We start from the raw sequence: 13372 nt of genomic DNA, 5'->3' as shown, positions 1-13372 counted from the left end.
TTATTGTTAACGCCCGTGGGCATAAATTTATCAGTTCCACTGACTAGCTTCAGCCCTGAGATGCAGACTCCACGCGCGAGATTTGCGAGGGTCACTAACCCTTGATTCCAGAGCCTTGATCCTAGAGCCTTGAGGACAGAAGCGGCCGACAATATTCCCCAGCTAAAGGTGTGTCGATTAATGCGTTGTCGCATCTCAGGGGAACCCTGTGAAACACCGAGGTAGGGGGGGGGTTAGGCGGTTTGACGAAAAACTTTGCTGCGGATGACATGCTCGGTTGACGAGAGGCGGTTTTTTGGCGATAACAGAAGGAGCGTCGAAATTGCTGATGCCCCATACTAATAACGAGGCCTGCCCATTATGACAACAGCGCACATTTCCCAGAAAAAACCCGCATTCAAAATGGCTCCTTTGGCAACGGCGATCGTACCTGCGCTGCTGGCTTTTGCTACGCCAATTGCTGCGCAAGATGAAGCCAGGCTTGAGGAAGTATTGGTGACGGCTACGCGTCGAGCGGAGACGGATATTCAGTCAACGCCCATTGCGGTGACCCAGATCAGCGCAGAACAAATACAACGGGCGGTGCCTCGAGACTTGTTGGACGTTGCGATATTCGCCCCCAACGTGGTGGCGGGCAAACAACCGGGCTTTAATTCAGCAAACTTTGCGATCCGAGGTGTGGGTCAAAATGGCATTATTTTGTATTACGAAAACCAAGTCGGTGTCATCGTCGATGACTTTGTCATTCCTCATATCCAAACCGCCAATATTGAAATGCTCGATATCGCCAGTGTTGAAATTTTGAGGGGCCCTCAAGGCACGCTGTTTGGCAAAAACACCACCGGGGGCGCCATCAACGTAAAAACAAATCGCCCCGAATTTGATCAAAGCTCGCTGGAAGTGCGAGGGCAGGTCGCTGAGTATGGACGTTACGAGGGCCAGGGGATTCTTAATCTAGCGATTAGCGAGAATTTGGCGTTTAGAGCCGCTGGTGTCTACATGAAGTCCGACGGCTGGTACTCCAATAGCGCGGCTTACGGCCCGGTTACAGACTTTGGTGTGGGCTTCCCATTGGCGGGAGCCACAGGGCAAGGGGACGGCGCTGATGTGGGTGGAGACGATGTATTTAGCGGGCGTTTTAAGCTGCGATGGCAGCCCACCGATGCGCTAGATATTAACTTGGCCTACGAGATGGTGCGGGACGACAGTGATGCGCCTCCGTCTTACAATAATACGCCACCTAATTCCGGTTATCTCTGGAATACCCTAGGGTTTACTAAGGATGCCGGTGACCCCCTAGATAATGCGGCGATCACCAATCGCAATGACGTGTTGCTGAATATGGAGGCGGGCCATCAAATCGATGTCGATGGTTATTACTTAAATGTCGACTGGGACCTTAGCAGCGATTACAAGGTGAGTGCTTTTGCGGGTTACCGTGAGACAGATTCGCAGCTTCCCAGCACTTACACCGGTGAGGTCGGTCCGGTTTCGTTGTTTGATGCTAACCGCCAGGATGTCCGTGAAACGACCCAGCTAGAGTTGCGTGTTGCGTCTGATTTAGATGGTGCTTTTAATTGGGTAGGTGGTGTCTTTTACCAACAGGATGACACGATATTTACAGTTGCACAGGTACTGGGCTTTGTAGATATGACCATTCCCTCGGCTCTGGCCTTCGGTGACCCCTTTTACTTCAACAACAACCCACAGGTGCTTTCTAACGGGCAGGATGCCTCGGCTGAGGCAGTGTATTTGGATGGCACCTTTGATCTTACAGAGAAGCTGACTTTGGGCGCGGGCGTCCGCTACACCCACGAGAAGAAAAAGTGGAAAGGGCGAAACCAAGTGTTCACCCAAGCCTTGACTGGAGGCTTCGATCCGACACTGACCTGGCAGGTTCTTGGGGAGCCCATCGCCGCAGCAGACTTTGCCAAGTACCCTGCGGGGGTAGTGGAAGATGAAGAGAGCTGGAGTGAACCCACTTGGCGTTTAAATCTGGGCTATCAAGCTACCGATGACCTTTACACTTATGCCACTTATTCACGGGGCTTTAAAAGTGGTGGTTATAACGATCAGACCGGCACCAGTGGCAACCCCATCGAGCCACTACAGGCACGCCCGACGGATCCAGAAATTGCGGATTCATTTGAGCTTGGGCTGCGCTCGGAGTTCCTTGATAACCGGTTGCGTCTGAACCTTACGGGGTTCTATGTCACCTACGATGATTCCCAGCAACAACTGCTGGCCCGAATTACGGCAGACCGAGACGGCGATGGTATCGATGAAAGTGAGTTTCAAGAGACGCGCTACTTCAATGCGGCAGAGATTGAAGTTACTGGCTTGGAGGTTGAAGCAGCGTGGCTATTAACTGATAACTTCACTGTCATGGGAAGTCTTGGCACCCTCGATGCTGAATTTAAGTCGTTCGTGGCAGACACGAATTTCGACGGCATCATCGACACCGACTTAACAGGGAGCCCCGTAGCGCGGGCGCCAGAAACTACTTGGAACTTAGATTTTCTCTATAACCTGCCGATAGCCGGGGGGCATCTCGATCTGGCATTAAATGTTAACTACGAAGATGAGGCCGTTTACGCTTATACCTCTGTTCCAGGTTCTGATAATGGTCTCACCGATGAGCGCACCTTGGTGAATGCCTCGGCAACGTATACCGCTCAAGATGGGCGTTGGTGGGTGCGGCTATACGGCAAAAACCTCACGGATAAGCGATATCGTGTAGGTGACCTGCCAGTGGCTAATCTGTGGATGATGTCGTTCTACGGTGAGCCCGAGACGATCGGAATTGAAGGCGGTATGCGCTTGAACTGGTAAGGCGTGTTTGTGATCAGAGGGCCGGGGTACTCGTGCCCTCTGTGAAGATGGCGCCGCGAGGTTTTATAAAAAGGGCGCTCGCTGAAGCCGTCACCTGACCCTGGTGGCTCAGCTCAGCCTCGACTTGCATCTTGCGATCGGATAATGATGTGAGAGTCGCTATGAGGTTTAACTCGCAATTGAGAGGTGTTGGCCGCCGGTAGCGAATATCGAGACCCCCCGTCATGCCTGCGTTGCCTGCTCGGACTTGGGCCATGCCCATAAAATGATCGAGAATCGCGGCCACCCAGCCACCATGCACGTGGTTGGGTGGGCCTTCATAGGACCAATTAAAAGTAACGGTGCCGTAAACCTTGTCCCCGTCAAACCAGTGCCGTAATCCGGGTGACATAGGATGGCTGGTTCCTCCCACACACAACATTTCGTGATTGGCCATGGGATAGCTGCCATAGGCATTGGCGTGGGCAATAACCCCTTTCAGTTGCCTTTGATCTTTGAGCTGGGCGGTAATGGTGTCGATACTTTCTGCAATGGTGCTAGCCACCGTTGGGTCGGTGTCACTGGTGATTGCAGCTTCAATTAACGCGTTCACGGCAGTGGCAATTCTCCGGCGGGCCGTCCAATACGCACTATGACCTTCATCAATATCCTCGGTGATAAAAGGCGAGGTAAAGCTTTTATCCATTACGCTACGATCTCGAGTGCGCGAAGCTGTTCGCGCCATTGCCACAACTCCTGAGTCAGTAAGTCGGGGACTTCGAGTGCAGAGAAGTGTCCACCTTTAGCTATTTTATCGTTGAAGTAATGCAAGTTGAGAAATTTTTTACGGGCCCAGCGTTCGCTGGATCGAAAGATTTCGTTGGGAAAAAGAGAAATGGCAGACGACAACTCGATCTCTGCCATGTCAGGGTTATTAAAACTTTCCCAATACAAGCGCGCAGAGCTCGCCCCCGAATTAGTCAGCCAATAAAGCATGACGGTGTCCAGTAACTCATCACGGGGGATGGCGTTCTCAGGATGCCGCAAACCATTGACTTCGCAGTCGCACCATTGGGCATATTTTTCGATAATCCACGCCATTTGCCCGGTAGGAGAGTCTGCCAGACCATAGCCCAAGGTCTGTGGGCGGGTGCTCTGTTGTTTCGAATACCCGGAGTCCCAGTCTTGATAAAAATTAAACGCCTCAAGTGCCTGCACTTCCTCGGGCAGCAGCGACTCGAGTGTTTCCGGGTCCGGAGCAACGACGGGTAGGGTGATGTGAATGCCCGCACAGGTCGTACCCGGCGCTACAGCTACAGCCTGAGTCACCAGCGAGCCCCAATCACCCCCATGTGCAAGAAACCTCTCATGCCCCAAACGTTTCATAAGGGCGATCCACAGATCGGCAATCTTCTGTACGGTTGTCCCCGGCGCACGAGGCTTGGCTGAAAAACCATAGCCGGGTAAGGCCGGCGCCACGACATGAAAGGCGTTTTCTGCCCTACCGCCATATTCGGTGGGATTGCTCAGTCGGTCAATAACGTGTCTAAATTCAAGCACTGAACCGGGCCACCCATGGGTGAGCAGCAGTGGCGTCGCATCGCTATGGGGCGATCGCTGATAGATAAAGTGAATATCTAAACCCTCGATTTCAGTGAGAAAATTGGGCCACTGATTGAGGGTCCCACAGACTCGTCCCATATCGTACTCAGCAGACCAGTAATCAGTCAGTTCTCTCACATAGGCGAGGGGAATACCTTGGCTCCAGTCTTCAACGGTTTCTTCATCGGGGTAGCGGGTGAGTTTCAAGCGCTGTTGTAGATCAGCAATTGCCTCATCGGCAATGGCGGGCTCGAATGGAGTGATAGGTGATTCCATAAAAAACTCTCAACTGGCGGTTCGTGAGGTCCAGCTTATCCGCAGTCGCGGGTCCAGACCAGCGCTTGCCGAGGGCGTTTGGCCTTTCCCGGCGTAATGGCGTCACAGACCAAGCTGTGTCTTCTGTTGAGGTAGCGTTTGGTGTTACGCGTTTAAGCTTCCAAGACGCTATCGATTTGTGTATCGATAAAGGCCTCTAACTTGGCACGTTGGTCCGCAGATTCTTTTGTTTTGGTTAGCAGGTAGGGTGTGCGAGGTTCCCGATCTAGGAAAAGTTTACCAGTGACACTGCCGGCCTCCCTTGCTTTTGCCAGCCAGATAATAGTGTCCGCTCCCTCTTCAGACGTGCGAAGGATTCGTCGCGTGATACTTCGAAAAGTGGGTAAAGCTGAGGCCACCCCGGGGGTGTCAGCCCAGCCAGGATGCATTGCGTTGACGACGATTCCGTCTTCTCGCCATTGCTCGGCCCATAGTTCACTGAGCACGGTGAGAGCGCGTTTGGCGCGGGCATAAGCTTGAGCGCCGTTATATTTTGGCGGCGTCATGATAAGCCTTTCGCAGACTAACTTTTCGGTATACATACCCCCTGATACTACGTTGATCACTCGACCCGGTGCGCTGCGGTTCTGTAGTAGGGGCAGCAGTTTTTGAGTCAGTAATGTCGGGCTAGCGAGCAATAGTGCGAAGCTTTGCTCTAGTCCCTCACTAGTCAGTCCGTAGTCGTTGAAAAGTGCGCCTGCGTTATTGATGAGCACATCAATGGGTCTCTCTTTGGCGAGCAATCTATCGGATACCGCCCTGACGTCTGCCATCAAAGAAAGGTCGGCAATTTCAATCGCAATATCAGACCTTCCCGTCACTGATTCCAAAGTTTCCAATAACCCTTCACGGTTTGCGGGGTTACGGATAATCAGCGTTAAATCTGCACCAGCTTCAGCCAGTGCAATGCTGGTGGCGAGTCCCAGGCCACTGTTGGCGCCGGATATCACCACGTGTTGTCCATCAAGAAATTTTGAGTTGGGCTGTCTGTGGGGCACGCTTCTGCGGTAGCCCCATTTTGAAAACATGGCGACACCAGGTGCTACCCAGCGGTCTGCCCGTGCTGTGCAGTCAGAGACTTCTGGTAATGAAGTAATATTATCGAGGGCATCTTTTAGCCCTCGCAGGCTCTCAGCCCCCATGGCACGCATCCCTGATTCGAGCTGACGCTCTAGGGCGCTAATTCCCCAGTGATATTGAAATTCAGCCTCGTAGCTGATCTGAGTTTGTGAGCCAATTTCCGTAAAGCTTATGACGTCTCGGACGTCGAAAAAGCGGCTTTTCCCCAGCAAAACTATCGATGCCCAGGGGCAGTACTCAATAATTTCGTATTCCAGTCGTACTTTAGTAGGCCCAACGGCACAGTGCACAACAAACCGTGACCCCAGTCCTACTGGTCCCGGGGTACATTTAATGGCATTGAGGGCAGTCGCATCCCACTCTGCAACTGTTCGAAAATCAGAGACGTAGCGGAAGCAGTCTTTAAGGCTTCGCTGCACCGTTATCTCTTCGTGTAGTGTAATCATGGTCGTTTTGGAGCCGATGGGGTTGAGGGGGGTCTACGATCATCCTCGGCTAGTAGTTCACTGGGGCGTTATTCCTCGGACCAGACTGTTCGCAGCGCTTCACCGAAATCGTCGTATATCACCCGTTTTTTTGGCAGAGGCTTGTGTGCTCGCGATGGGCTACGTTTTGCTTGAGTTTTGCGGCGTTCATCAAGGGTGGCAACGACATCGTCGAGGGGCGTGCGTGATGTTCGCGGTTCGTTAAAAATGGGCGTGCGTAGTGGCGCCGCCCTCGATTCGAGCGCGGTCTCACCGGCCTGCACGTTGACGATTCGTCCACCCCCTGCGAGAAAAGTTTCAATGTCTCGATCTAGGTCGTTTCGTAAATCGGCTTTGTTGGCCTTCTGCTTGTAGATTTCGCGCTTCATGACGGCCCATTATAGCCGCCCCTGTGACAGAGATCATGCGATAGCTGGGCTAATCATTGCCCGTCAGGTCGGTTTTTCTGGTTAAATGCCGTGTTTTCGGGAATGTTGTGGTGTCGGTGAAGCAGGTAACGGTGTGAAACAAGTATGAGGATGATTCGATCACTGCTGACATTTTTGTGGATTGCGATTTCAGTGATTCCAGTAGGGACATTTTTGCTGATTTTTTCGTTATTTGTCAGTGCTGAGCGCCTATGGTGGTGGTTTGCTCAGCCTTATCTTTCCGCTGCAATTTTTGCGGTACGCTGGATTGGTGGCGTCAAGTATCGCGTGCTGGGGCTTGAAAACTTACCTGACGTGGAAGACAACCAGCGCATTATTTTGTGTCCTAAACACCAGTCCACTTGGGAAACGTTTTTTATCCCGAGTATGACGCCGCATCCACTCGCCTATGTCTTCAAACGCGAGCTTCTCTTGATACCTTTTTTTGGTTGGGCTATGGCTAGGCTGGATATGGTGCACATCGATCGCAGCGCCCGAAGCCAGGCCTGGAGCAAAGTGGCGGATTTGGGTGTCAAACTCATGGACAAGGGTAAATGGGTCATCATGTTTCCCGAGGGCACGCGGACACACCGAGGACAACAGGGCGATTACAAGAACGGTGCTGCTCGCTTGGCGTTGGCGACAGGGGCAAAAATCATTCCGATTGCGGTGGCCTCAGGTCGATGTTGGCCAAGGAAAAGTTGGCGGTTCACTCCGGGCGTTATTGATGTGTCTATTGGCGCGCCCATAGACGCTATCGAGGGCGAGTCCCCCATAGATTTGATGGCGAGAGTTGAGGCTTGGATTGAGACAGAGATGCGGGTGATAGATCCTCTGGCTTATCCGCAGTCTCCGTGATTCAGACTTGTAGCCGTGACAAGCCGTTAGTTTCGGGATAACGCCGCAGGTATACTTAGGACACCCTCTCGATAAAAAGCCCAGTGGTTTTTCTCGGCACAGCTTTAAGGAGCAGTAAGTTATGACAATACAGACGCGTGAATTGGCCTATGAATCGGGCGGGGTCACTTTTAACAGCACGATGGCGTGGGACGATGCGCTGGGTCCAAGGCCCGCCGTCTTGGTGGCGCCGACGTGGGCAGGCTCTACCGACTTTGAGCGTGAGCAAGCGTTGCGGCTTGCTGATCTGGGTTATGTCGCTTTAGCTGTAGATATGTACGGTGGCGGCGCAGTGGGTGCCGACAAGGAGGAATGCACGGCACTGATGACGCCGGTGATGTCAGATCGGAGTGTATTGCAGGCGCGTATTGGTGCGGCAGTAGACGCCATTCGGGCACAGCCTGAAGCAGTCAACGAGCCTGTTGCTGCTATTGGCTTCTGTTTTGGCGGCCTCTGCGTTCTTGACCTAGCCCGTTCAAGGCAAGACATAGCTGGGGTGGTTTCTTTGCATGGACTGTTGCTGCCTGCGGATAACCTGCCAGAACCAAATCTGCAGGCTAAAGTGTTGGTGTTGCATGGCTATGACGATCCGATGGTCCCACCCGATCAGTTGATAGCCTTTGCCACTGAGATGACGGCTACAGGCTGTGACTGGCAGTTACACGCCTATGGTCAAACTCTGCATGCTTTTACCAATCCTGAGGCCAATGACCCAGATTTTGGCACGGTCTACAGCGCAACGGCTAGTCGCCGGGCTTACCGAGCGCTGGATGATTTTTTAAGTGAGGTACTGTCCTGATGGGGCTGTATAGCAAATTTGTTGTGCCTCGGTTGGTGACCTGCGCCTGCGGCACAAAGCCTATTGTCCGTCAGCGGCAAAAAGTCGTTCCACAGGCTCAGGGGCGCATTTTAGAAATCGGTTTGGGCGCGGGGCACAATTTGCCACATTACGACCCTCAACAGGTAGAGCGTGTGATCGGTCTCGATCCCTGTGAAGAGTCTTGGCGGTTGGCCAAGCCTCGGGTTCGTGCGGTGCCGTTCGAGGTGGAGTTTAAGGCGGGTTCAGCTGAAGAAATTCCTGCTGAGGATGAAAGCTTTGATACGGTGTTGCTAACTTTCGCCCTGTGTACTATTCCTGATCCAGCTGCAGCAATAAAAGAGGCACGGCGCGTTCTACGGCCCTCCGGTAAGCTCGTGTTTTGCGAGCATGGCGAGGCCCCGGATGCGGGTGTAGCTCGGTGGCAGGCTCGTGTAAATCCAATTTGGAAGCGCTTGTTTGGCGGCTGTAACCTCAATCGCAAAATCGTCGATATTATTGATGGTAACGGTTTCCAATTAGACGACGTAGATCAAATGTATTTGCCGGGGACGCCGCGAGTCGCTGGTTTTAATGTGTGGGGTACGGCACGTCCTGATTAGCAGCCAGGCTGATGCTATGGGGAGATCGCATTGCACCGCAGGTGTTGGTCGGTGGGGTTCTTCAACAACTGCCGGCATCAGAATATTTTTCTTTTATGAATAGGCGAGCGGTGTTTTTGATCTTTTTACAGCTGGTGCAGTCTCCAAACTTTAGGCTTGACGGTGGGTGGCACTGCCCACCATGAAAGCCTGTCTGTTCTTTGTTGCCACAATGCTTCTGGTTGGGTGTCAGGCCGATGGGCCAAAGCCAGCCCAGTACGCGCCTTCAGATCCAATCGATATGACGGGCAACTGGGAGGTGGACTACGCGCGCAGTGACAACATACAACGTCGCTTCAACACAATTATTCGGCAGTTGCAGCAAGAGGCCGATCGTCGGGCTAGAGCTGCCGAGCGCGGTCAAACCTATTCAGGCGCGCCAATGTCTTCGGGCAGAGAGCTGTTGGCGCTGGCTGAAATGGCCGAGATTATCACCGCCCCTGAGTTACTAGAGGTTATTCAGACCGACAATACAGTGAGGGTGAAGCGCGAAAATAGCTTTGCTCTCATTTGTGTTACTGACCGGCCACCACCAACCGTTACTCAAACACCGTTCGGTGTCGAGCGCTGTGGTTGGGACGGGCATCAGTTGTTTTTTGATATCACCCTTCCCGATGGCTTGACAATTCGTCATCGCTTGACGCGTTCGGCGTTGGCGGACTCTTTGATTTTGCAGACAGCAGTTTACTCACCAACCGTCCGTGACCCTTTTATTGTCAATCGAGTTTACTCTCGATTCGATCCTAAAAAGGCAGGGTACCGCTGCACACAAACTCTCAGCAAAGGGACGGTATGCACCACGGAGAAGGAAAACTGATGGCTATCCTGCTCCGCTTGCCGACACTGATGTTGCTGTTAGCTGCGGTGGGACTCGGCTGCAGTAGTCCACGAGAGTCAACGTCGGGGCTGCCGGTATATGAGAACCCCGCGGTTGCTAATGCTTCGGCTTGGCCGGCACCGGTTGCTAAAGCAACTCTCCAGACCGAACTTAAACAGCTGCCCTTGGAGGTTGGTGTTGTTGTTTTTGAAGAAGGCATACGCAACCCTGACGCACGGGATGCTCGCGATAAGTTGCGATCTGTCGAGACGCGTCTTGCGGCGACATATCTTCGTGATGTGCTGACAGAATCTGGGCAGTGGGGTGCGGTGAGGGTATTGCCCGCAGCTAGCCATTTTGCCGCGTTGACTTTGTCTGGTGCCATCGTTCACTCAGACGGCAGACATTTCGTGGTCGATATTAAAGCCATAGATGCCACCAATCGAGTGTGGCTTGATGCGCGCTTTCACAGTCAGGTCACGGCGAATGATTACCTTGATGTAACGACAGAGCCCTTCAGAGCTTTGTTTGTATCTATTGCCAATCGGCTGCGAGTTTCTGCTGACAACCTTGCGCCTACTGATATGGCGCGGCTTATGAACGTTGCAGACTTGAGGTATGCAAAAGAGCTCGCCCCAGATGCGTTCGCGTTATACCTTACCGAGGATAACGGTTATTTGAAGCCCAATCGATTACCTGCTGACTCTGATCCCATGATGGCGCGAATAGCGAGAATACGTAATCAAGAGGCGCTGTTTATTGACACTGTCGATGAGCAATATGTCGATTTGGGGAGTGAGCTAGGGCCGACCTATCGTTTGTGGCGGCGATCAAGTTTGGAACAGGCCGATTACCTTGAGGAATACACCGAACGCGCTTCAGGTCGTGAGTTGATGGCTAGGCAGGGTAGCTTTGCGGCGATGCAGCAAGTCTATTCTGCCTACCGCTCTGTACGCATACAGGAGCAGGACTTATTTGAACTCGCTACCGGTTTCGATAACGAAACGGCACCGACGGTTCTGCAGATGGGCGAGAATGTGGTGCGTCTTGGAGGCACACTCGACGAGCAGTACGCGCAATGGCGGCGTATTCTGGGTCAACTTATTGCGATAGAGCAGGGCAGTCTGTGACCCAGTATCGTTTTCTTGCAACAAGCCCCAAGGGTTTAGGTAGCCTCCTGGTTCCTGAGATGAGCGATTTGGGAGCCGTGGATGTTCGAGAGAGCGTCGCCGGAGTGACTTTTAGTGGGGGGTTAGGCGTTGGTTACCGGGCTTGTCTGCATAGCCGCTTGGCTAATCGAATTATCTTGCAGCTCAGCGAATTTGCTGCGAGCAGTGCTGATGATTTGTACGACGGAATTGCCAATTTACCTTGGTGTGACCATCTAGCACCCAGCAGTACTTTGGCTATCGATTTTTCGGGGCGCTCAGAAGATATACGCAACACCCAGTTTGGTGCCCAGCGTTGCAAGGACGCGATTGTTGACGTCTTTCGCAGTCGCGGGCTGACTCGACCTAATGTCGATACCCGATTTCCAGATTTGCGTGTTCACGTGCGACTGCATCGAGGTCGCGTCAGTGTGGGTATTGATCTCTCCGGCACCAGCTTGCACCAACGTGGGTATCGCACGGACCCAGGCAAAGCGCCGTTGAAGGAAAACCTTGCGGCTGCTGTATTGATCAGGAGCGGCTGGCCGGCTTGCCTGGAGGCAGGTCAGCCGTTGATCGATCCCATGTGTGGCTCGGGAACATTTTTAATCGAAGCCGCGATGATGGCGATGGCAAGACCGGCAGGTCTCGATCGTGAGCGCTGGGGTTTTCACGGATGGCTAGGTCATAGCCCCGACCAATGGCGAACCATTGAAGCTGACGGAAGAAGTCGTATTAGGCCAGCACCTGAAGGGGTGGAGTTGCGTGGATATGATGGCGACATACGCGCAATCAGGCGTGCCGAGGCGAGCATTTCGGCTCTGGGCCTTGATCCATTAATTCGGGTGCGCCCGAAGGCGCTCAACACACTGACTAGGCCATCCCATCGGGCAATGCCCAAAGGGTTGATTGTTTGTAACCCGCCTTGGGGAGAGCGGTTGGGGCAGCTGTCGGCGATGCGCTTACTCTATCGCGAATTGGGGCAAGTCATTCATCGTGAGTTCCAAGGTTGGAACGCGGGTATCTTAACCGCTCACAATGAACTTGGCAGAGCCGTGGGTCTTCGCAGTCACAAGCAATACGCGCTCAATAATGGTTCCATAGATATCCAACTTTTGCTTTTCGATCTCAGTTCTAGCAATCGACTGGCATCAAACCCAGCTGATGAGAAGCCGCAGAACACGACCCCTATTCCAACTCAGGTAGCGCCCGAACCTTTGAGCGATGGGGCAACCATGCTGGCGAATCGTTTGGTCAAGAATAGGCGGCGTCTTAAGTCCTGGCTGAAATCGAGTCAAACGTCTTGTTATCGGTTGTACGATGCGGATATGCCTGAGTACGCGGTGGCTATCGACGTCTATGAAGGCATCCCTCACGTGGCAGAGTATGCGCCGCCTAAAACTGTCGATGAAAATGCCGCTGAAAGTCGTTTTCAAGAAGCACTCGCTGCGGTGCGATCGGTTCTTGAATGGCCTTCGGATCAGCCGATTGCTGCCAAGCGGCGCCAGCGCCAGCGCGGCGCTGAGCAATACAACAAGATGGATCACAAAGGGGAGCGAATCACGGTTCGTGAAGGTCGGGCTCGGTTACTGGTTAACTTAAACGATTACCTAGACACAGGTTTGTTCCTTGACCACCGGCCTTTGCGTTTAATGCTGGGGGATGAGGCCGCAGGAAAGCATTTCCTGAATCTTTTTTGCTACACCGGCGCGGCAACCATTCACGCCGCGTTGGGTGGCGCCGCGACGTCCACAAGCGTGGATCTATCAAATACCTATTTGAAGTGGTTTGAAGATAATTTAGCGTTGAATGGTCTGTCTGAGCGCCAGCACCGGGTGCTGCGAGCAGACTGTCTAACCTGGTTAGAAGGGTGTGATCGAAAATTTGATCTCGTCCTCCTCGATCCTCCGTCGTTTTCAAACTCTAAATCGACTGAAGGCACCCTAGATATTATGCGAGACCAAGTTGCCTTAGTGAATGCCTCTATGTCTGTGCTAAGCCCTGGCGGCACGCTCTATTTCTCAAATAACTACCGTCGTTTCGAACTTGCACAAGAGTTAACGCAACGTTACGAAGTGGAAGATATCACCCGTAAAACGATCCCCGAGGATTTCAGCCGGCGACAGGATATTCATCGCTGTTGGCGCTTCCAACACCGTCCCAATGAATCTGTTCCGCCCCCCAAATAGAGCTCGTGGCAGACTAAAGTTTGTAAAAGATTGGTTGCCTGAAGTGCGCCTTCACGAAGGCTTTTAACAACTGAAATCAGCCGCACAGCTAGTCACATTGTCGGCGGCAGGGGCAACGGTTGCGTAGCGGTAATCTGAGCTGGGCTTTGTATGAATATTCGGC

General features: G+C 52.9%; 11 protein-coding genes. 7 read left to right on the top strand and 4 right to left on the bottom strand.

From position 1 onward, the window contains the following. Positions 1–360 precede the first annotated feature (360 nt). Positions 361–2832 carry a TonB-dependent receptor gene (locus tag ACMAZB_RS09350; RefSeq protein WP_435216700.1) on the top strand — a complete coding sequence of 824 codons (2472 nt, stop codon included), beginning with the start codon at positions 361–363 and terminating at the stop codon, positions 2830–2832. Between the two features lie 13 nt (positions 2833–2845). Here ACMAZB_RS09350 and ACMAZB_RS09345 read toward each other — a convergent pair whose 3' ends face one another. The 4 genes from ACMAZB_RS09345 to ACMAZB_RS09330 all read right to left on the bottom strand — a co-directional run bounded on the left by ACMAZB_RS09345 (position 2846) and on the right by ACMAZB_RS09330 (position 6661). Then, complete coding sequence (locus tag ACMAZB_RS09345) at positions 2846–3556, bottom strand: PaaI family thioesterase (RefSeq protein ID WP_435216698.1); 711 nt, start codon at positions 3554–3556, stop codon at positions 2846–2848. After that, complete coding sequence (locus ACMAZB_RS09340) at positions 3517–4689, bottom strand: epoxide hydrolase family protein (protein WP_435216696.1); 1173 nt, start codon at positions 4687–4689, stop codon at positions 3517–3519. The genes ACMAZB_RS09345 and ACMAZB_RS09340 overlap by 40 nt, the downstream gene beginning before the upstream one ends. Before the next feature lie 152 nt (positions 4690–4841). Next, positions 4842–6254 carry an SDR family NAD(P)-dependent oxidoreductase gene (locus ACMAZB_RS09335; RefSeq protein ID WP_435216694.1) on the bottom strand — a complete coding sequence of 471 codons (1413 nt, stop codon included), beginning with the start codon at positions 6252–6254 and terminating at the stop codon, positions 4842–4844. A gap of 68 nt (positions 6255–6322) precedes the next feature. Continuing rightward, positions 6323–6661 carry a hypothetical protein gene (locus tag ACMAZB_RS09330; protein ID WP_435216692.1) on the bottom strand — a complete coding sequence of 113 codons (339 nt, stop codon included), beginning with the start codon at positions 6659–6661 and terminating at the stop codon, positions 6323–6325. A 144-nt stretch (positions 6662–6805) separates the two neighbouring features. Here ACMAZB_RS09330 and ACMAZB_RS09325 point away from each other — a divergent pair, with 144 nt between their 5' ends. From ACMAZB_RS09325 to rlmKL, 6 genes are all read left to right on the top strand, one after another. After that, complete coding sequence (locus ACMAZB_RS09325; protein ID WP_435216690.1) at positions 6806–7558, top strand: lysophospholipid acyltransferase family protein; 753 nt, start codon at positions 6806–6808, stop codon at positions 7556–7558. 121 nt (positions 7559–7679) lie between these two features. Further along, complete coding sequence (locus ACMAZB_RS09320; protein ID WP_435211247.1) at positions 7680–8396, top strand: dienelactone hydrolase family protein; 717 nt, start codon at positions 7680–7682, stop codon at positions 8394–8396. Continuing rightward, positions 8396–9016 (top strand): class I SAM-dependent methyltransferase, encoded by a 621-nt coding sequence (locus tag ACMAZB_RS09315; RefSeq protein WP_435211246.1) that lies wholly within the window; start codon positions 8396–8398, stop codon positions 9014–9016. The genes ACMAZB_RS09320 and ACMAZB_RS09315 overlap by 1 nt, the downstream gene beginning before the upstream one ends. Before the next feature lie 181 nt (positions 9017–9197). Then, on the top strand, positions 9198–9872 hold the full coding sequence (locus ACMAZB_RS09310; RefSeq protein WP_435211244.1) for a hypothetical protein: 675 nt from the start codon (positions 9198–9200) through the stop codon (positions 9870–9872). Next, on the top strand, positions 9872–11002 hold the full coding sequence (locus ACMAZB_RS09305) for a hypothetical protein (protein WP_435216689.1): 1131 nt from the start codon (positions 9872–9874) through the stop codon (positions 11000–11002). The genes ACMAZB_RS09310 and ACMAZB_RS09305 overlap by 1 nt, the downstream gene beginning before the upstream one ends. 59 nt (positions 11003–11061) lie before the next feature. Beyond that, a complete protein-coding gene (rlmKL, locus tag ACMAZB_RS09300) occupies positions 11062–13209 on the top strand; it encodes a bifunctional 23S rRNA (guanine(2069)-N(7))-methyltransferase RlmK/23S rRNA (guanine(2445)-N(2))-methyltransferase RlmL (protein ID WP_435216687.1) in 2148 nt (715 codons plus the stop codon). Positions 13210–13372: the final 163 nt, after the last annotated feature.

The sequence above is a fragment of the Luminiphilus sp. nBUS_07 genome (assembly GCF_051201685.1).
Taxonomy (GTDB): domain Bacteria; phylum Pseudomonadota; class Gammaproteobacteria; order Pseudomonadales; family Halieaceae; genus Luminiphilus.
Note: the sequence above shows the minus strand (reverse complement) of the source record. Positions and strands in the feature narration are given on the sequence as shown.

What these genes read in the sequence shown, in the direction of transcription:
- ACMAZB_RS09350 (WP_435216700.1), top strand. Translation starts at nt 361, where the DNA reads ATGACAACAGCGCACATTTCCCAGAAAAAACCCGCATTCAAAATGGCT.
- ACMAZB_RS09345 (WP_435216698.1), bottom strand. Translation starts at nt 3,556, where the DNA reads ATGGCGCGAACAGCTTCGCGCACTCGAGATCGTAGCGTAATGGATAAA.
- ACMAZB_RS09340 (WP_435216696.1), bottom strand. Translation starts at nt 4,689, where the DNA reads ATGGAATCACCTATCACTCCATTCGAGCCCGCCATTGCCGATGAGGCA.
- ACMAZB_RS09335 (WP_435216694.1), bottom strand. Translation starts at nt 6,254, where the DNA reads ATGATTACACTACACGAAGAGATAACGGTGCAGCGAAGCCTTAAAGAC.
- ACMAZB_RS09330 (WP_435216692.1), bottom strand. Translation starts at nt 6,661, where the DNA reads ATGAAGCGCGAAATCTACAAGCAGAAGGCCAACAAAGCCGATTTACGA.
- ACMAZB_RS09325 (WP_435216690.1), top strand. Translation starts at nt 6,806, where the DNA reads ATGAGGATGATTCGATCACTGCTGACATTTTTGTGGATTGCGATTTCA.
- ACMAZB_RS09320 (WP_435211247.1), top strand. Translation starts at nt 7,680, where the DNA reads ATGACAATACAGACGCGTGAATTGGCCTATGAATCGGGCGGGGTCACT.
- ACMAZB_RS09315 (WP_435211246.1), top strand. Translation starts at nt 8,396, where the DNA reads ATGGGGCTGTATAGCAAATTTGTTGTGCCTCGGTTGGTGACCTGCGCC.
- ACMAZB_RS09310 (WP_435211244.1), top strand. Translation starts at nt 9,198, where the DNA reads ATGAAAGCCTGTCTGTTCTTTGTTGCCACAATGCTTCTGGTTGGGTGT.
- ACMAZB_RS09305 (WP_435216689.1), top strand. Translation starts at nt 9,872, where the DNA reads ATGGCTATCCTGCTCCGCTTGCCGACACTGATGTTGCTGTTAGCTGCG.
- rlmKL (WP_435216687.1), top strand. Translation starts at nt 11,062, where the DNA reads ATGAGCGATTTGGGAGCCGTGGATGTTCGAGAGAGCGTCGCCGGAGTG.